This window comes from Pseudomonas panipatensis (assembly GCF_900099785.1).
Classification (GTDB): domain Bacteria; phylum Pseudomonadota; class Gammaproteobacteria; order Pseudomonadales; family Pseudomonadaceae; genus Pseudomonas; species Pseudomonas panipatensis.
Window position 1 is genome coordinate 209,994 of the sequence record NZ_FNDS01000005.1, and the last position, 15,966, is coordinate 225,959.

19 protein-coding genes are annotated in these 15,966 nt (G+C 69.3%); 8 read left to right on the plus strand and 11 right to left on the minus strand.

Features of this window, described 5'->3' with window-relative positions; genetic code table 11:
• Window positions 1–48: 48 nt before the first annotated feature.
• From BLQ74_RS13530 to BLQ74_RS13565, 8 genes are all read right to left on the minus strand, one after another.
• The gene (locus BLQ74_RS13530) at window positions 49–513 is read right to left on the minus strand and encodes a glycine cleavage system protein H (RefSeq protein WP_090263107.1); all 465 of its coding nucleotides are present in this window, start codon (window positions 511–513) and stop codon (window positions 49–51) included.
• The gene (locus BLQ74_RS13535) at window positions 510–884 is read right to left on the minus strand and encodes a DsrE family protein (RefSeq protein WP_090263108.1); all 375 of its coding nucleotides are present in this window, start codon (window positions 882–884) and stop codon (window positions 510–512) included. Before BLQ74_RS13535 ends, BLQ74_RS13530 begins: the two co-directional genes overlap by 4 nt.
• Window positions 871–1,365: a GNAT family N-acetyltransferase gene (locus tag BLQ74_RS13540; protein WP_090263109.1), complete on the minus strand. Its 495-nt coding sequence runs from the start codon at window positions 1,363–1,365 to the stop codon at window positions 871–873. Before BLQ74_RS13540 ends, BLQ74_RS13535 begins: the two co-directional genes overlap by 14 nt.
• A 7-nt stretch (window positions 1,366–1,372) precedes the next feature.
• Window positions 1,373–1,933, minus strand: a complete 561-nt coding sequence (locus BLQ74_RS13545; protein ID WP_090263110.1) for a DUF4136 domain-containing protein — start codon at window positions 1,931–1,933, stop codon at window positions 1,373–1,375.
• 116 nt (window positions 1,934–2,049) lie between these two features.
• On the minus strand, window positions 2,050–2,643 hold the full coding sequence (locus BLQ74_RS13550) for a DUF4136 domain-containing protein (RefSeq protein ID WP_090263111.1): 594 nt from the start codon (window positions 2,641–2,643) through the stop codon (window positions 2,050–2,052).
• A 109-nt stretch (window positions 2,644–2,752) separates the two neighbouring features.
• Window positions 2,753–3,505, minus strand: coding sequence for a methyltransferase (locus BLQ74_RS13555; protein ID WP_090263112.1), 753 nt, complete (start codon window positions 3,503–3,505; stop codon window positions 2,753–2,755).
• Complete coding sequence (locus tag BLQ74_RS13560) at window positions 3,498–3,806, minus strand: MazG-like family protein (protein WP_090263113.1); 309 nt, start codon at window positions 3,804–3,806, stop codon at window positions 3,498–3,500. Before BLQ74_RS13560 ends, BLQ74_RS13555 begins: the two co-directional genes overlap by 8 nt.
• A 74-nt stretch (window positions 3,807–3,880) precedes the next feature.
• On the minus strand, window positions 3,881–4,738 hold the full coding sequence (locus BLQ74_RS13565; RefSeq protein ID WP_090263114.1) for a MaoC family dehydratase: 858 nt from the start codon (window positions 4,736–4,738) through the stop codon (window positions 3,881–3,883).
• Between the two features lie 212 nt (window positions 4,739–4,950).
• On the opposite strand from BLQ74_RS13565, the gene BLQ74_RS13570 reads away from it, so the two are divergent.
• The gene (locus BLQ74_RS13570; protein WP_090263115.1) at window positions 4,951–5,943 is read left to right on the plus strand and encodes an AraC family transcriptional regulator; all 993 of its coding nucleotides are present in this window, start codon (window positions 4,951–4,953) and stop codon (window positions 5,941–5,943) included.
• 63 nt (window positions 5,944–6,006) lie between these two features.
• Here the strand turns inward: BLQ74_RS13570 and BLQ74_RS13575 are convergent, their stop codons facing one another.
• Window positions 6,007–7,362, minus strand: a complete 1,356-nt coding sequence (locus BLQ74_RS13575; protein WP_090263116.1) for a 3-oxoacyl-ACP reductase — start codon at window positions 7,360–7,362, stop codon at window positions 6,007–6,009.
• Between the two features lie 207 nt (window positions 7,363–7,569).
• Here BLQ74_RS13575 and BLQ74_RS13580 point away from each other — a divergent pair, with 207 nt between their 5' ends.
• Window positions 7,570–8,850, plus strand: a complete 1,281-nt coding sequence (locus BLQ74_RS13580; protein WP_090263117.1) for an acetyl-CoA C-acetyltransferase — start codon at window positions 7,570–7,572, stop codon at window positions 8,848–8,850.
• Window positions 8,851–8,978: 128 nt separating this feature from the next.
• Here the strand turns inward: BLQ74_RS13580 and BLQ74_RS13585 are convergent, their stop codons facing one another.
• A complete protein-coding gene (locus BLQ74_RS13585; protein WP_090263118.1) occupies window positions 8,979–9,440 on the minus strand; it encodes an Lrp/AsnC family transcriptional regulator in 462 nt (153 codons plus the stop codon).
• A 149-nt stretch (window positions 9,441–9,589) separates the two neighbouring features.
• On the opposite strand from BLQ74_RS13585, the gene yedA reads away from it, so the two are divergent.
• A complete protein-coding gene (gene yedA / locus BLQ74_RS13590) occupies window positions 9,590–10,483 on the plus strand; it encodes a drug/metabolite exporter YedA (RefSeq protein WP_090263119.1) in 894 nt (297 codons plus the stop codon).
• A 6-nt stretch (window positions 10,484–10,489) separates the two neighbouring features.
• On the opposite strand, the gene BLQ74_RS13595 is transcribed toward yedA, so the two are convergent.
• A complete protein-coding gene (locus BLQ74_RS13595) occupies window positions 10,490–10,741 on the minus strand; it encodes a hypothetical protein (RefSeq protein ID WP_090263120.1) in 252 nt (83 codons plus the stop codon).
• Window positions 10,742–11,073: 332 nt separating this feature from the next.
• Here BLQ74_RS13595 and BLQ74_RS13600 point away from each other — a divergent pair, with 332 nt between their 5' ends.
• From BLQ74_RS13600 to tauD, 5 genes are all read left to right on the plus strand, one after another.
• Window positions 11,074–11,985, plus strand: a complete 912-nt coding sequence (locus BLQ74_RS13600; RefSeq protein WP_090263121.1) for an acyl-CoA dehydrogenase family protein — start codon at window positions 11,074–11,076, stop codon at window positions 11,983–11,985.
• Between the two features lie 185 nt (window positions 11,986–12,170).
• Window positions 12,171–13,181, plus strand: coding sequence for a taurine ABC transporter substrate-binding protein (gene tauA / locus BLQ74_RS13605; protein ID WP_090263122.1), 1,011 nt, complete (start codon window positions 12,171–12,173; stop codon window positions 13,179–13,181).
• 164 nt (window positions 13,182–13,345) lie between these two features.
• Window positions 13,346–14,152: a taurine ABC transporter ATP-binding protein gene (locus BLQ74_RS13610; RefSeq protein WP_090263123.1), complete on the plus strand. Its 807-nt coding sequence runs from the start codon at window positions 13,346–13,348 to the stop codon at window positions 14,150–14,152.
• Entirely contained in the window at window positions 14,142–14,960 is an 819-nt protein-coding gene (locus BLQ74_RS13615) for an ABC transporter permease subunit (RefSeq protein ID WP_090263124.1), read from the plus strand. Before BLQ74_RS13610 ends, BLQ74_RS13615 begins: the two co-directional genes overlap by 11 nt.
• An 84-nt stretch (window positions 14,961–15,044) precedes the next feature.
• Complete coding sequence (tauD, locus tag BLQ74_RS13620) at window positions 15,045–15,881, plus strand: taurine dioxygenase (protein WP_090263125.1); 837 nt, start codon at window positions 15,045–15,047, stop codon at window positions 15,879–15,881.
• Window positions 15,882–15,966: the final 85 nt, after the last annotated feature.

Below are 15,966 nucleotides of genomic sequence, written 5' to 3' on the forward strand. Positions count from 1 at the left end.
GCTAGGCGGGGATTCTTAGCGTTGCCTTAAGCCCTGCCCGGGCCTGTGTCATTCGTGGCGCAGGGCTTGCACGCTGTCGCCGTCGGGGTCGAAGGCGTCCAGGCGCATGCGTTCGGCGAAGGCGTCGAGCGCCGCCTGGCCGCGGACCAATTCAGCGCGCGCGGCGGCCCAGTCGTCCGGGCGCAGGCGCACCATCCAGCCGTCGCCGTAGCAGTCCTGGTTGATCAGGCCGGGGCGGCGCTCTACCGCATCGTTGCTCACCAGCAGGGTGCCGGCCAGGGGGCAGCGCGCGGAGGCGGCGGCCTTGGCGAATTCGACCACGCCGAAGCTGCGGTCCTTGTCGATGTGCCAGCCGTCGCGTTTCGGCGTGAAGGCGAAGATCTGCCCATAGAGCGCGCAGCCGTAGGCGCTCAGGCCGAGGGTGACGGCGCCGTCGGCTTCCTCGCGCAGCCAGAGGTTGTAGGCCGGGGCGTAGAGCAGGTCGTCGGGGAAGTCCAGTCCGTGCAGTTTCACAGGGTCAGCACTCGCTCGTATTCGAGGATCATCCGCGCCAGTTCGCCGCCGCTGGCGATTTCGTCCACTTCGGCGATCAGCGTGCTTTCGTCGATCGGCACGCCCGGTGCGCGGCACATCAGCAGGCGCGCGCCGGCTTCCTTGGCTTGCTGGATGAAGTGGCTGATCGGCTCGCCGCCCTCGGCGGCGTAGAGCCGGTCGGCGACGTCCTGCTGCGCCAGGCGAATGCCTTCGCCGCTGAGGAACAGGGTGACCTGGGCGTCCATGCAGGCGAGCAGGGTGGCGGTGTAGAAGGGCGCGGCGCAGCGCGCCGGGGTGCTCGGACCGCTGCTGACGATGATCAGCACGCGCTGGGCCTCAGGCTGGCTCAAGGGCTTTCTCCAGTTGCACCAGGGCTACGCGCTGGCCGCGCGGGTCCTGGCGTTCGACGATGCCGAGCGGGCGGTAGCCCAGGTCGGTATAGAGCAGCAAGCCGGCGGCGTTGCCGTTGAAGCAGGAAATCTTCATCCGCGTGGCGCCATGGGCCTGGCGCGCGGTCTGTTCCATCACCCCGATCAGGTAGCGCGCCACGCCATGCCCGCGCGCCCAGGGGGCGACCATCATGTTGCCCAGCGCGCAGAACTGGCCGGGCTCGCACTGGTAGAAGTTGGCGAAACCGGCGGCGCGTCCGTCGAGCAGCACCAGGGTGCTGGCGCGGCGCTCGGCGACGGTGGCGGCCAGTTGTTCGATGTCCAACGGCCAGCGCGCGCGGGGGTAAGCGTAGAAGAGTTCATCGCGGTCCCGGACGAAGCCGATGACCTCGGCGAGGTCATCGGGCTGGACGGGGCGATGCTGCAAGCGGGGTGGTTGCATGGCGGGCTCAATGCGGTGGATAGAGGGTGAGGATTTTCTTCACCACGTCGCGGACTTGCGCCTCGCGCTCGGCCGGGCTCGGCGTGCTGTTGTTCATGACCTGTTCACCGCTGCCGCGCCAGACCAGTCTGCCGTCCTTGCCGTCGAGCATGTCGACCTGGATGGTCGCGACCTTGTAGCTCAGGGTGCGCGACTCGGCGATCGCCGGGCCGCCCCAGTAACCGGCGCCATAGCCGGCCCAGTAACCGCCGCTGTAGGTGGTGACCTGGTCCAGGCGCTGGTCGACGATCAGGTAGGCGCGCACCTGGACATCGCCCTTGGCGCTGCCCTGGGCCTGGCGCAGGCCGCGCTGTTCGAGCTGGTCGGCGATGGCGTCACGGATGCGTTGTTCGGTGAGGTCGCTCTTGATGCGCGGGTCGTCCGGGCGGTACTCGAAGGCCGGTTGCGCCCAGTTCCAGCTGCGGTAGGCGGCGAAGTCGCGGCTGCTGTCGTAGTCGCGATTGAGGTTGACGGTCTCACAGGCGGCCAGGCCCAGGAGCAGGCCCAGCAAGAGCAGACGGCGGATCATGGCAGTGCTCCAGACAGAGCCTTCATCCAAGCGCAGAGTCCCGCCAAAGGCAAGCGCTGCGGATCGAGCGGAGGCTTTGTCGCGCGTGTTTCGGGGGCGCCGCAGGCTGCGCCCGATCAGTGCGGCGGGTAGCCCGACAGCGCCTTGCGCACCGCTTCGCGCAGGGCCTTGGCCTGTTCACTCTGGCTGCCCCTGGGCTCGTACTCGGCGGCGCCGCTCCAGACGCTTTGGTGGTCACGCGCATCGAGCAGGTCGATGCGCACTACGTTGACCTGCACCACATAGGTCCGCGTCACCGGCACGGCCATGCCGCCGCCGTACCAGGGATCGTAGCCACCGTAGTAGCCGCCGCCGTAGTAGTCGGTGACCTGGCGGGTGCGCTGCTCGCTGCTGAGGCTGACGCTGACGCGCAGGTCGGGCATCGCGCCGGGGCGCGCCGGGCGCAGGCCCTGCTGGTCGAGCTGCTGGCTGACCGTGTCTTGCAGCGGCGTGCCGTAGCTGGCCGGGCCGCTGGGCGTGCCGGTCCAGTTCCACGAGCGGTAACGGCCGTAATCCAGCGGCGCGGCCGGATAGGCGCCGGGGTCGAGGCCCGGATGGGCGGCCTGCGCCGGGGCCGGTGGGGCGGGCAGCGCGGTGGCGATGTAGGGATTGTGGCTCTGGCAGGCCGCCAGGGCGGCGAGCAGGGGCAGGAGGATCAGGCGCGGCGACATTCGAGGCTCCCGCACACGCCCCGAGGCGCATGCGACTTCTGTGATGGGCCGATTCTGCACCGCGCCCCGCGCGGAACGCCACCGCCGTCCCGCGACTTTTGCTGTCGGTCTATTCCTGCGGCCGGCACAGCCAGTGCAGGTAGCGGCCGAGCCCGGCGAAGGCCGGGTGGCGGCGGTAGGCCAGTTCCATTTCCACCAGGTCCAGCGCCTCGGCCTTTTGCTGGAACTCCACCGGCATGTAGTCGTGGAACACCCGCACGCCGCTGCGCGCCTCGATGCGCCAGTCGTCGCTCAGCGCCGCTTCCAGCTCGCGCGGGTCGAGCGGTTCCTGCGGGGTCAGGCTCTGGCCTTCGCCGGCGAAACGCTGTTTGCGCAGCTTGCGGAAGTGGCCCTTGAGCAGGTTGCGGTAGATCAGCGCGTCGCGGTTGTAGAAGGCCAGCGACAGCCAACCGTCGCGCCGGGTCAACTGGTGCAGCACCGGCAGGATCGCCTGCGGCTCGGCCAGCCACTCCAGCACGGCGTGGCAGAGCACCAGGTCATAGGGTTCGTCGAGCTGGCCGAGCAGGTCTTGCCAGGGCGCCTCGATGAAGGTCGCCGCCTGGCCGGCCTCGGCGAAACGCTGGCGGGCGCCTTCGAGCATGGGCGCGGCCGGTTCGGCGAGGGTCACCTGGTGGCCGTGAGTGGCCAGCCACAGCGACATATGGCCGAGGCCGGCGCCGATATCCAGCACGCGCAGCGGCCGCTCGGGCAGCACCTCGTTGAGGTCGGCCTGCAGCACGGCGAGGCGGATGGCGCCCTTGGCGCCGCCGTAGATCTTCTCGGCGAAGCGCGTGGCGAGTTCGTCGAAATGCCGGTCAGCCATGCACGAAACGCCTCTCGCTGTCGGCCAGCTTGGCGCGCACCACCTGCTCCATGTCCAGGCCCAGTTCGGCGCAGAGCAGCAGCAGGTAGAGGACGATGTCGCCGACTTCCTGGCCGGCGTGTTCGAGCGTGGCGGCGGGCAGCCGGCGCGATTCGTCTTCACTCAGCCATTGGAAGATTTCCACCAGCTCGGCCATCTCCACGCTGGCGGCCATGGCCAGGTTTTTCGGGCTGTGGAAGCGCTGCCAGTCGTTGTGGTCGCGGATCGCGTGCAGGCGCGCGGTCAGTTCGGTGAGGTTCATGCGGGGGCTCGCGGCATGCCGGCTTCAGAGGCCGCATAGCTTCGGGCTTTGCGCCCGAAGCTTCAAGGCGCGCGTCAGTCGGCCAGCGGCGTCCAGCGCCCGGCCAGGTGCGGCAGGTCTTCCGCGCCTCGCAGGCTGAACTGCCCGCTGGGCGCGCTGGCGCTGGCCAGCAGGGTGACGCGGGCGGGGAGCAGCACCGGCTTCTGGAAGCGCACCTCGACCTGATAGCCGGCACTCGGCAGGCGCTCGCCCAGGGCCGCCAGGCTGCGGGCCTTGTTCCACAAGCCGTGGGCGATGGCGTGGGGGAAGCCGAACAGCCTGGCGCTGGGCGCCGACAGGTGGATCGGGTTGTAGTCGCCGGCGACCCGCGCATAGCGCCGGCCGATGTCCGCCGGGCAGTCCCATTGGGCGATGGCTTGCTGCGGCAGTTCCGCCGCTTCCTCGCGGGTGGGCGGCGGACCGTCCAGGCGCAGGCCGCGGAAGAGCAGGCGGCTGTCGCCTTCCCAGAGCAGGCCGAGCTGGTCGTGCAACTGGGTGATGAGGCTGAAGGTCACGCCTTTGTCGTGCGCTTGCAGGTCGGTGACGCGCACGCTGGCATTGAATGGGCCGAGGCCGCCGAGCGGGCGTAGCACGCGGATGCGGTTCTCCAGGTGTACCAGGCCGAGCAGCGGGAAGGGGAAGCGGGCATCGGTGAGCAGGCCCAACTGCAGGCTGAAGGCGAGGATGTGCGGGTAGGTGGGCGGCAGCAGGTGGTCGTCGCTGAAACCGCAGAGCTGGCGGTAGCGCGCCAGGTGCGCCGGGTCCACCGTGACCGGGCAGCGCAGGCCGCGGCTCGGCAGCGTCCGGCCGCGCATGCCGCGCCGCAGGATGGCGCGCAGGAACAGGCCGGGCAGGGCGGGTGGGTCGGACAGGTCCAGCCAGTCTTTGGGCATCGCGAGTCTCCTGAGCGTGATACGTCACAAGCTTAGTCGGCGCCACTGCGCGGGCATTGGCCGCGGCGGGCGCGCCGCCTGGCGGGCGGGTCAATCGGCCGCTCTGGCGCGCCGCTGTGGATAAATCGACGGCGCCCCCGGCTGTCTCTTGAGGGGCAGCGGAAAAGCTGCATAAGATGGGCCCGCTCATGGATAACTAGAAAAAAAATCCCATGCATGATTTGACCGACGATGTGGCGCTGATGCGCCCGGTGATCGATGCCTTGCGTGCCAGCGGCCGCGATCCCGACCGCGTGCTCGCGCGGGTTGGCCTGGCGCCGGGCAGCCTGCCGGCCGGGCGCTTTCCGCACAGCGCGCAAAACCCGTTCTGGAAGGCCGCCGCCGAGGAATGCGGCGACGAGCATGTCGGCCTGTTCCTCGCCGGGCACCTGCCGGCGTTCCACGGTCTGCTGCTGGAGTACCTGTTCCTCTCCAGCGCCACCTTCGGCGAGGGCCTGCGCCACGCCCTGCGCTATATCCGCCTGCTCTCCGATACCCTCAGCGCACACCTGGAAATCGACGGCGAGCGCGCCCTGTTGCTGTTCGGGCACCGCGCCGGGACCAACCGGCACTTCCCGGAGATGCTCGCCGGCGCGGTGATCCGCCTGTTCGATGCGCTCACCGAGGGTGCCTTCAAACCCCATGAAGTGCAGCTCATGCACAACCACGGCGCACCGGCCGAACGTTACCGCCAGGTCTATGGCTGTCCGGCCCGCCTGGGCGCCGAGCGCTATGCCGTGGTCTTCGACGCGGCGGTGCTGGAGAAGCCCTCGCGACATGCCGCGCCCGAGCTGTTGCGCATGCACGAGTCGCTGGCGCGCCGGCAATTGGCGGAGGTGGAGCGCCTGGATCTGGTGCGCAAGGTCCGCCAGTTGATCGGTGAGCGCCTGGTGGAAGGCGGCGCCACCCTGGAACAGGTCGCCGCACGCCTGGACATGCCGGCGCGGCGCCTGCGCGAGCGCCTGACCCTGGCCGGGGTGCGCTTCAACGATCTGGTCACCGACTACCGCTGCCGCCTGGCCAAGGAACTGCTGCTGAAGACCGACGAGCGCATCGAGGTGATCGTCGAACGCACCGGCTTCTCCGAGCCGAGCACCTTCTACCGCGCCTTCAAGCGCTGGGTCGGCGAAACCCCGGTGGAATTTCGCAAGCGCGGCAAGGGCTAGGCGGCGGATAACGCTACGGCGCAATGCGCTGAGCACTCGTTCGCGCCGATCCGCCGCGCGGTTTCAGGCGCCGAGCAGGCTCTGGCCGCAGACCCGCAACACCTGCCCGCTCACCGCACCGGAGCCGGGCTGAGCGAGCCAGGCCACGGCTTCGGCGACGTCCTGCGGCAGGCCGCCCTGGCCCATGGCGTTCATGCGCCGGCCGGCTTCGCGGATGGTCAGCGGGATGGCCGCGGTCATCTGGGTTTCGATGAAGCCCGGCGCCACCGCGTTGATGCTGATGCCGCGCTTGCCCAGTGCCGGCGCCCAGGCCTGGGCCAGGCCGATCAACCCGGCCTTGCTCACGGCGTAGTTGGTCTGCCCGAGGTTGCCGGCGATGCCGCTGATCGAGGCGAGCAGTACCACGCGGGCGTTGTCGTGCAGCGTGCCGGCGTCGAGCAGGGCCTGGGTCAGTTGCTGCGGGGCCTTGAGGTTGACGTCGAGCACCGAGTTCCAGAACGCCTCGCTCATCTTCGCCAGGGTCTTGTCGCGGGTGATGCCGGCGTTGTGCACGAGGATGTCCACGCCGTCCGGCAGCGCCGCGACCAGTGCTTGGCCGGCGTCGGCGGCGCAGATGTCCAGGGCCAGGCCGTGCCCGCCGAGGCGCGCGGCCAGGGCGTCGAGGGCGTCCTTGGCCGACGGCACGTCGAGCAACACCACCTCGGCGCCGTCGCGCGCCAGGGTTTCCGCGATGGCCGCGCCGATACCCCGCGCCGCGCCGGTGACCAGCGCGCGCTTGCCGGCCAGCGGGCGGCTCCAGTCGCGCACCTGCTCGGCGCAGGCCGACAGCCGCACGACCTGCCCGGAGACATAGGCGCTCTTCGGCGAGAGGAAGAAGCGCAGGGCGCCCTCCAGCTGTTCCTCGGCGCCTTTGCCGACATACAGCAACTGGACGTTGCCGCCGCGGCGGATTTCCTTGCCCAGGGAGCGGCTGAAACCCTCCAGGCTGCGCTGCACGCTGGCGGCGATGGGGTCCTTGAGGGATTCCGGGGCGCGCCCGAGGATGACCACGTGCGGGCACAGGTCCAGGCCTTTGAGCGCTGCCTGGAAGAAGTCGCGCAACTCGATCAGTTGCTCGAAGCGCGCCAGGCCGCTGGCGTCGAACACCAAGGCCTTGAGCGCCGGGCCGTGCTCGGCGGTCCAACGGCGCAGGCCGTGCTGGCCGTCGATGGCGGCGTAGGCGCTGTCGCTCAGGCGCGCGGCGAAGGTCAGCACGGCCTCGCCCAGTTGGCCGCTTCCGCCCAGCAGCAGCGCGCCGGCCACCGGCCGCGTGCGCCCGGCGCTCCAACGCTCCAGGCGCACCGGGGCGGGCAGGCCGAGGGCGCCGACCAGGCGGCGGCCGACGTTGGAGTTGGCGAAGGCGATGTAGCGGTCGGACATGGACTGGCTCCTGCACGAATTCTCGACGTGGCGCTCACTCTACGCAGGCCCGTGGTCAGCGCAATTGACCCTGCTGACCGGCGCCGTGGCGGTGCGGCCAATGCGACGGAAAAGGCTAAGGTTAGCCTGTGCCGCACCCGTTCACCGGCAAGGCCCAGGCTTGAGCCACCGCTGACGGTCTCTCTCTGAACCCGCAAGGAGCCTTGCATGAGCCAACCGCGCCGGGTCGCCATCGTCGGCGGCAACCGAATACCCTTTGCCCGCTCCAACAGCGTCTACGCCACGGCGAGCAACCAGGAGATGCTGACCAGCGCCCTGGACGGCCTGATCGAGCGCTACCGGCTGCACGGCGAGCGCCTGGGCGAGGTGGTCGCCGGCGCGGTGCTCAAGCACTCCCGCGATTTCAATCTGACCCGCGAATGCGTGCTCGGCACCCGCCTGGCGCCGCAGACCCCGGCCTACGATATCCAGCAGGCCTGCGGCACGGGGCTGGAGGCGGCGATCCTGGTGGCCAACAAGATCGCCCTCGGACAGATCGACAGTGGCATCGCCGGCGGCGTCGATACCACATCGGACGCGCCCATCGGCGTCAACGAAGGGCTGCGCCGGATTCTTCTCGAAGCCAACCGTGGCAAGTCCAACGGCGACAAGCTCAAGAGTCTGCTGAAGATTCGCCCGCGCCACCTGCTGCCGCACATCCCGAAGAACGGCGAGCCGCGCACCGGGCTGTCGATGGGCGAGCACTGCGAGTTGATGGCGCAAGCCTGGGAGATCCCCCGCGACGAGCAGGACCGGCTGGCCTTCGACAGCCACACCCGGCTCGCCGCCGCCTATGCCGAAGGCTGGCAGAACGACCTGATGACGCCCTTCCGTGGCCTGCTGCGCGACCAGAACCTGCGCGCGGACATCGACCTGGAAAAGCTCGGCAGCCTCAAGCCGGTGTTCGAGCGCGGCCCGCGCGGCACCCTGACGGCGGCCAACTCGACGCCGTTGACCGATGGCGCCTCGGTGCTGCTGCTGGCCAGCGAGGCATGGGCCGAGGCCCGTGGCCTGCCGATCCTGGCCTATTTCAAGGACGGCGAGGCCGCGGCGGTGGACTTCGTCGGCCAGGACGCCGAAGGCCTGCTGATGGCGCCGGTCTACGCCGTGCCGCGCCTGCTGGCGCGCAATGGCCTGAGCCTGCAGGACTTCGACTACTACGAGATTCACGAAGCCTTCGCCGCCCAGGTGCTGTGCACCCTCAAGGCCTGGGAGGATGCCGATTACTGCAAGACCCGCCTCGGCCTGGATGCACCGCTGGGGCGCATCGACCGCGGCAAACTGAACGTAAAGGGCAGTTCCCTGGCCGCCGGACACCCCTTCGCCGCGACCGGCGGACGTATCGTCGCCAACCTGGCCAAGCTGCTCGACACGGCTGGCAAGGGCCGTGGGCTGATCTCCATCTGCGCGGCCGGTGGCCAGGGTGTGACCGCGATCATCGAGAAGTAATCCAATACAGCGGGCGGCTTCGGCCGGCCCACGATGTAAAGCAACTCCGTGATTTCAGGCAGGGCCGTGCGAGCGGTCCTGCCTTTTTTTCGCTTGCCGGGCTCGGCCGGCGGATGACGCCTGGGGCGTTATGCGCCCTGCGGTTTGCCGTTGCCGAGCAGAGTCGCATCGAGGCGGCCGCTGAAGGGGCTGGAGAGCACCAGCGAGGTCTTGCTCGCGCCGTACTGGGCGAGGCGGTCGATCAGTTCTTCCAGCTCTTCGGTGTTGGCCACCGCCACCTTGAGGATCACGCAGAAATCGCCGGTGACGCGGTGGCAGTCGATGATCTGCGGGATCTCCGCCAGGCGTTCGAGCACGCGGGCGCCGCGGTGGTCGTTGAGGCGCAGTTCGATGATGCACTGGATCGGCCGGCCGAGGCGGCTCAGGTCGACGCTGGCGTGGTAGCCGGTGATCACGCCCTCGGCCTCCAGCTTGGCCACGCGATCGGCCACCGCCGGTGGCGAGAGGTTGATGCGCCGGGCCAGTTCGGCGAAGGACAGGCGGCCGTTTTCGAGCAGGGCGGCGATCAGCGCGCGGTCATACTTGTCCATGGTGGTGCTTCGCTGTGGATTCGATGGTTCTGGTGGGGAATTTCCATCGAATGAAAAGTGTTATGCCGGGTTAAGCAGTGGCTGTGCCTTATCCGGCGCTATTTGGCCTCATAAAATGATTCGCCCTGCCTCCGCTGTCGAGTCCTTTCATGCCCGCGCCCGCCCCCCGCGTCTCCCTGACGCTGCTCGCTGCCTTCTTCGCCCTGTATTTCATTTGGGGCTCGACCTACCTGGTGATCCGCATCGGCGTCGAATCCTGGCCGCCGATGCTGATGGCCGGCTGCCGCTTCCTGATCGCCGGGGCGCTGCTGTTCGCCTGGGCGTTGTGGCGCGGCGCCCGCCTGCCGGGGCTCAAGCAATGGCTCAGCGCCGGCGCGGTGGGCATCCTCCTGCTCAGTTGCGGCAATGGCGGGGTCACCGTCGCCGAGCACTGGGGCGTGGCCTCCGGTGTGGCGGCCCTGGCGGTGGCCACGGTGCCGCTGTTCACCCTGGTGTTCGCGCGCCTGTTCGGCCAGCGCAACAGCCTGCTGGAGTGGTCCGGCATCGGCCTGGGGCTGTTCGGTATCGTCCTGCTCAACCTCGGCTCGAACCTCAAGGGCAGCCCGGCCGGCGCCGCGCTGATTCTCTTCGCCGCGGCGGCCTGGGCCTTCGGTTCGGTGTGGAGCCGGCGCCTGCCGCTGCCCGCCGGGCCCATGGCCAGCGCCGTGGAAATGCTCGTCGGTGGCGTTGCGCTGCTGCTCGGCAGCCAGCTCGGCGGCGAGCACCTGCAACAGTGGCCGGATACCCGTGGCTGGCTGGCGCTGGCGTACCTGGTGCTGTTCGGCTCGATCATCGCCTTCAGCGCCTACCTCTACCTGCTCAGCCACGTGCGCCCGGCGGCGGCCACCAGTTACGCCTTCGTCAACCCGGCGGTGGCGGTGCTGCTCGGGGTGTGCTTCGCCGGCGAGCACATCGGTTGGCCGGAAGCGCTGGCGATGGCGGTGATCATTGGCGCGGTATTGCTGATCAGTCTGCCGCAGTGGTGGCGGCGCGAAGGCGACTGAGGCGTTTCAGTCGAGCGGGACGATCTGGACCTTGCTGATCCCGGCAAGGTCCGCGCTGCGTTTCAGGCTGCGCACCTGGAAGGGTTGCCAGCGTGCATCGACCAGCCCGGTGGGGTCGTCGCCGGTCTCCTGGGCCAGGTGCAACATCACCTGCAGCAGGGCGAGGAACTCGTTGGGCGCCTCGAAGGCGTCGTGGATCAGCCAGCGCGGTTGTTCGTGCAGGCGGTAATGGATGGCGTAGCGATGCGGAGTATTCATGAGCGTACCTCCGTCTGCTGTGACCACCGCCGGCGGCAAAGGTCCCTGCGCCAGCCGCTCTTGCGACGTGCGGTAGGAAATGGATGAAGGCTTCGGGAGCGGGCGGCGGCGGGTATTGCCGGGGCTGCCTGGGCGCCGCCCCCCGGCAGTTCTCAGCTAAGGCGAAAAGGTTATTTAACCTTGGTCTTTTGCTTGGTTAAGGTTCTAACAAAGCCCCCTGGCGCTGCCTGATCCCGTTCCCGGGAAAGGCCCCCAGCCCTGTATTCCCCCGTCAGTCCACCCGCGCGCCATTCGCTCAGGCCACTGATTCCGCGTCCTGAGATGAGGTGTCCATGAGCGCCGCCCCGACCACCGCTGCCGCGGCCCGTCCCAACCCCGGCCCGGCGCCCGCCGGCAATGCCGCCTGGGCCCGCGCCCTGCGCGATTCCGGCCTGCTGCGCCTGTCGTTGCCGCGCGCGCTGGGCGGCGACGGCAGCCCCTGGAGCGAGATCCTGCAGACCCTGCGCGACCTCTGCGAGCGCGATGGCGCGCTGGCGCGATTGTTCGCCGTGCATCACCTGCAACTGACCCGCGTGCGGCTGCTCGGCAGCCGCGAGCAAGGGCAACGCCTGCTGCCCCTGACGCTGCTGCGCGACAACCTCTGGGGCGCGTTGGGCGAGCCCGGCGAGCGCCGCCTGCTGGCGGTCGAGCATGTGCGCGGCGGGTTCCGTATCAATGGCCTGGCGAGCGACGGCTTCGCCGCCGAGGCGGCCGACTGGCTGCTGCTCTGGGCCTGGCACGGGCCGAGCCGCGCCAGCCTGCTGGCCGCGCTGCCGAAGGAACGCACCGGCCTGGCCGTGCAGGCCTCGCGTGGCGCCCCGCAGTGTCAGGCCTTGCGCCTGCATCCGGAGGACATCCTGGTGCCGCCGGGGCTGCCGGCGACACCGCGCACGGTCTGGTGCGACAGCCTGGCGCTGCTGCTGCAGGCGAACCTCGCCCTCGGCCTGGCGCAGCATGCCGCCGAGCGCCAGGAGCAGCCCCGGGCAGCCGAGCTGTCGCGGCTGCTGGGCCTGGGATTGCGGCTGAGCGCGCAGGCCGCCGTGCTGCTCGACGAAGGCATCGAGGCTGGCGCGGCGCTCAGTTTCAGCCGCAGCCACGCCTTCGCCAACCTGGTCGCGCAGACCGTGGCGGTGGCGCAACAGGCGGCCCAGCAGAGCCTTCGCGCGGAAGGTCTGAATGCCCGTCTGCGCGCTGCCGCGCACTGATGGTGGGATGAATCCGCACGCCATAAGTTAATGACTAAAAATTATTTATTTTGATTTTTTTATATCTGTAATCTTGGTTTCAACAGGACTACCGGACCACCGGCGTCACATTCCGAACATCGTGCAACCGTCCGGTGGTCCGTCCTCGTCGAGCAGGCGGCCCCATGTTCCCCGAGGAGCTTTCCATGAGCCGCATCTTCACCCCGCGCCGCCTGCTGGCCGCGCTTGCACTGAGCGCCATCGCCGGTGCCGCCCAGGCCGACATCACCCTTGGCTACCAGACGGGCATCGACCCGACCAAGGTGCCGCAGGCCGATGGCACCTATGAAAAAGCTATCGGCGAGAAACTCGATTGGCGCCGCTTCAACAGCGGCGCGGAAGTGGTCGCGGCGATCGCCTCCGGCGACGTACAGCTCGGCAACCTGGGCTCCAGCCCGCTGGCCGCCGCCACCTCGCGCGGCCTGCCGATCGTCGCCTTCATCGTCACCGCGCAGATCAACGCGGCCGAAGCCCTGGTGGTGCGCAACGGCAGCAAGATCGAGAAGCCCGAAGACCTGGTCGGCAAGACCATCGCCACGCCCTTCGTTTCCACCTCGCACTACAGCCTGCTGGGCGCGCTCAAGCATTGGAACATCGATCCGAGCAAGGTGAAGATCGTCAACCTCAACCCCAGCGAGATCGCCGCCGCCTGGCGTCGCGGCGACATCGACGGCGCCTTCGTCTGGTCGCCGGCCCTCGGCGAGATCAAGAAGAACGGCAAGGTGCTGACCGACGCCGCGGAAGTCGGCAAGTGGGGCGCACCGACCTTCGAGGTCTGGGTCGCCCGCAAGGACTTCGCCGAGAAGCACCCGGAAGTGCTGGCCAAGTTCGCCCGCGTGACCCTCGATTCCTTCGCCGACTACAACGCGCACAAGGCGCAGTGGAGCGCCGATTCCGAGCAGGCGAAGAAGATCGCCCGGCTGACCGGCGCCTCGCCCGAGGACGTACCCGAGCTGCTCGCCGGATCGGCCTTCCCCGAGACCCAGGCGCAGCTATCCAGCGCCCTGCTCGGCGGCGGCACCGCCAAGGACATCGCCGGCACCGCGGCCTTCCTCAAGGAGCAGAAGCGCGTTCCGTCGGTACTCAAGGACTACTCGCCCTACGTCAGCGCCGAGTACGTGCGCCAGGCGGCGAGCGTGCAGGTGGGACAGCGCTGAGACCCGCCGCTGGCGGCTGACCGCAACACGGTTGGCCGCCCAGCGTCCCGGCCGCGCTCCTTCCCGGTCATTCCGGCGCCCGCGGGAACGACGCCGGGGCGGCGAGGCGCGGGCCCTTTGCGCTACGCCCAGCGCATTCCTTCTTACCCTACGGAGGGCAGAACATGAGCCGTTTGACGGCCGAGGCGGTCAGCCTCTCTTTCCAGCAGCACGGCCAGACCCGGCGCGTGTTGCATGAACTCACCCTGGACGTGGCCAAGGGCGAATCCCTGGTGGTGCTCGGCCCGTCCGGCTGCGGCAAGTCCACCCTGCTCAATGTCCTGGCCGGTTTCCAGGCGCCGGATCGCGGGCGCGTGCAGATCGACGGCCGGACCCTGTCCGGGCCTGGTGGCGAACGCGGCGTGGTGTTCCAGGACGACGCCCTGATGCCCTGGTTGAACGCCCTGGAAAACGTCGCCCTGGGCCTGCGCATCCGCGGGCTCGGCAAGGCCGAGCGTGAGGCGCGGGCGCGTGAAGTGCTGGCCCTGGTCGGCCTGCAGGAGCACGCGCACTACCGTGTTTCGCAGCTCTCCGGCGGTCAGCGCCAGCGCCTTGGCCTGGCCCGCGCGCTGGCGGTGGAACCGGATTTCCTGCTGCTCGACGAGCCGTTCGGCGCCCTCGATGCGCTGACCCGCGAGCGCATGCAGGTGCTCACCCTGGAACTCTGGCGCAAGACCGGCAAAGGTCTGTTCCTGATCACCCACAGTGTCGACGAAGCGCTGTTCCTGGCCACCGACCTGGTGGTCATGGACGGTCCGCCGGCGCGCATCGTCAAACGCCTGCGCCCGGACTTCGCGCGGCGCTACGCCGCCGGCGAGCCGGTGCGCTCGATCAAGTCCGACCCGGAGTTCGGCCGCCTGCGCCAGGCGCTGCTGGATCTGTTCCTGGAAAACGACGCGCTTGAACAACCGGAGGCCGCCAATGCCCACTGATACCCTCAGCGCCAAGCTGCCGCGCAAACCGGCGGTGCGCGCGACGCCGCGTTTCGATCCACGCCGCTGGGCGGCCGCCGGCAGCCTCGCCGGGCTGTTCGGCCTGTGGTGGCTGGCGACCCACTTCGGCTGGGTCGACACGCTCTTCCTGCCGGCGCCGGAGCAGCTTTACCAAGCCCTGCAACGCCTGCTCGCCGAAGGCTATGTGGATGCCAGCCTGTGGCAGCACATCGGCACCAGCTTGTTGCGTGTGCTGCTGGCCCTCGGCGCCGCCGTGCTCACGGCGATTCCGCTGGGCATCCTCATGGGCCTCAACCCGTTGCTCGGCGCCGCGCTCGATCCGCTGGTGGAGTTCTACCGGCCGATCCCGCCGCTGGCCTACCTGCCGCTGATCGTCATCTGGTTCGGCATCGGCGAGCTGTCCAAGGTGCTGCTGATCTACCTGGCGCTGTTCGCTCCGTTGCTGATCGCCACCGCCGCCGGTGTGCGCCGCGTCGACAAGTCGCGGATCCAGGCGGTGCGCTGCCTGGGCGCCAACCGTTGGCAGGTGGTGCGCCACGTGGTGCTGCCCAGCGCCTTGCCGGACGTCCTCACCGGCCTGCGCATCGCCCTGGGCGTGGGCTGGTCGACCCTGGTCGCCGCCGAACTGATCGCCGCCAACCGTGGCCTCGGTTTCATGGTGCAGTCCGCCGCGCAGTTCCTCGCCACCGATGTGGTGGTGTTGGGGATTCTGCTGATCGCCGGCATCGCCTTGAGCTTCGAGCTGGGACTGCGCTGGCTGCAGCGGCGCTTCACGTCCTGGGAGTAGGGCCAGAGCAAGAACCCCTCTGCCGTCCGGGCGAGGGCTGGGGAGCGGGCAACCCTCCCGCACTGAATTCAAGAGAGAAAAGCAATGACCACCCTGACCATCGAACCCCTCAGCCCGGCCCTCGGCGCCGTGGTTTCCGGCATCGACCTGGCCGCGCCGCTGGACGACGCCCAGCAGCAGGCCATCGAACGGGCGCTGTTGCAGCACCAGGTGCTGTTCTTCCGCGACCAGCCGTTGACGCCCGTGCAGCAGGCGGGCTTCGCCGCGCGTTTCGGCGACCTGCACATTCACCCGATCTACCCCAGCTCGCCGGAGCAGGACGAAATCATCGTCCTCGACACGGCGGTCATCGACATGCGCGACAACGCCATCTGGCACACCGACGTGACCTTCCTGGAAACCCCGGCGCTGGGCGCCGTGCTCGCCGCCAAGCAGCTCCCGCCGCACGGCGGCGACACGCTCTGGGCCAGTGGCATCGCGGCATTCGAGGCCCTGTCGAAACCCTTGCAGCGCTTGCTCGACGGCCTCACCGCGACCCATGACATCAGCAAGTCGTTCCCCCAGGAGCGTTTCGGCGCCACTTCCGCCGACCTGGCGCGCCTGGAAGAAGCGCGGCTGAAGAACCCGCCGCGCTCGCATCCGGTGATCCGCACGCACCCGGTGACCGGGCGCAAGGCGCTGTTCGTCAGCGACGGTTTCACCACCCGCATCAACGAACTGGAGCCGGCCGAGAGCCGGGCCATCCTCGACCTGCTGTTCGCCCACTTCAGCCGCCCGGAGTTCACCGTGCGCTGGCGCTGGCGGGAGAACGACGTGGCCTTCTGGGACAACCGCGTGACGCAACACTACGCGGTGGACGACTACCGCCCGCAGCGCCGGGTCATGCACCGCGCCACCATCCTCGGTGACAAACCGTTCTGACGGTACATCGTTCGTGGGCGGGGCGCCCATGTGTGGCGCGGAAGCGGGATCAGCGCGCCACCGTCCCTTGGGGGAGCGCTGGGCG

What these genes read in the sequence shown, in the direction of transcription:
- BLQ74_RS13540 (WP_090263109.1), bottom strand. Translation starts at nt 1,365, where the DNA reads ATGCAACCACCCCGCTTGCAGCATCGCCCCGTCCAGCCCGATGACCTC.
- BLQ74_RS13545 (WP_090263110.1), bottom strand. Translation starts at nt 1,933, where the DNA reads ATGATCCGCCGTCTGCTCTTGCTGGGCCTGCTCCTGGGCCTGGCCGCC.
- BLQ74_RS13550 (WP_090263111.1), bottom strand. Translation starts at nt 2,643, where the DNA reads ATGTCGCCGCGCCTGATCCTCCTGCCCCTGCTCGCCGCCCTGGCGGCC.
- BLQ74_RS13555 (WP_090263112.1), bottom strand. Translation starts at nt 3,505, where the DNA reads ATGGCTGACCGGCATTTCGACGAACTCGCCACGCGCTTCGCCGAGAAG.
- BLQ74_RS13560 (WP_090263113.1), bottom strand. Translation starts at nt 3,806, where the DNA reads ATGAACCTCACCGAACTGACCGCGCGCCTGCACGCGATCCGCGACCAC.
- BLQ74_RS13565 (WP_090263114.1), bottom strand. Translation starts at nt 4,738, where the DNA reads ATGCCCAAAGACTGGCTGGACCTGTCCGACCCACCCGCCCTGCCCGGC.
- BLQ74_RS13570 (WP_090263115.1), top strand. Translation starts at nt 4,951, where the DNA reads ATGCATGATTTGACCGACGATGTGGCGCTGATGCGCCCGGTGATCGAT.
- BLQ74_RS13575 (WP_090263116.1), bottom strand. Translation starts at nt 7,362, where the DNA reads ATGTCCGACCGCTACATCGCCTTCGCCAACTCCAACGTCGGCCGCCGC.
- BLQ74_RS13580 (WP_090263117.1), top strand. Translation starts at nt 7,570, where the DNA reads ATGAGCCAACCGCGCCGGGTCGCCATCGTCGGCGGCAACCGAATACCC.
- BLQ74_RS13585 (WP_090263118.1), bottom strand. Translation starts at nt 9,440, where the DNA reads ATGGACAAGTATGACCGCGCGCTGATCGCCGCCCTGCTCGAAAACGGC.
- yedA (WP_090263119.1), top strand. Translation starts at nt 9,590, where the DNA reads ATGCCCGCGCCCGCCCCCCGCGTCTCCCTGACGCTGCTCGCTGCCTTC.
- BLQ74_RS13595 (WP_090263120.1), bottom strand. Translation starts at nt 10,741, where the DNA reads ATGAATACTCCGCATCGCTACGCCATCCATTACCGCCTGCACGAACAA.
- BLQ74_RS13600 (WP_090263121.1), top strand. Translation starts at nt 11,074, where the DNA reads ATGAGCGCCGCCCCGACCACCGCTGCCGCGGCCCGTCCCAACCCCGGC.
- tauA (WP_090263122.1), top strand. Translation starts at nt 12,171, where the DNA reads ATGAGCCGCATCTTCACCCCGCGCCGCCTGCTGGCCGCGCTTGCACTG.
- BLQ74_RS13610 (WP_090263123.1), top strand. Translation starts at nt 13,346, where the DNA reads ATGAGCCGTTTGACGGCCGAGGCGGTCAGCCTCTCTTTCCAGCAGCAC.
- BLQ74_RS13615 (WP_090263124.1), top strand. Translation starts at nt 14,142, where the DNA reads ATGCCCACTGATACCCTCAGCGCCAAGCTGCCGCGCAAACCGGCGGTG.
- tauD (WP_090263125.1), top strand. Translation starts at nt 15,045, where the DNA reads ATGACCACCCTGACCATCGAACCCCTCAGCCCGGCCCTCGGCGCCGTG.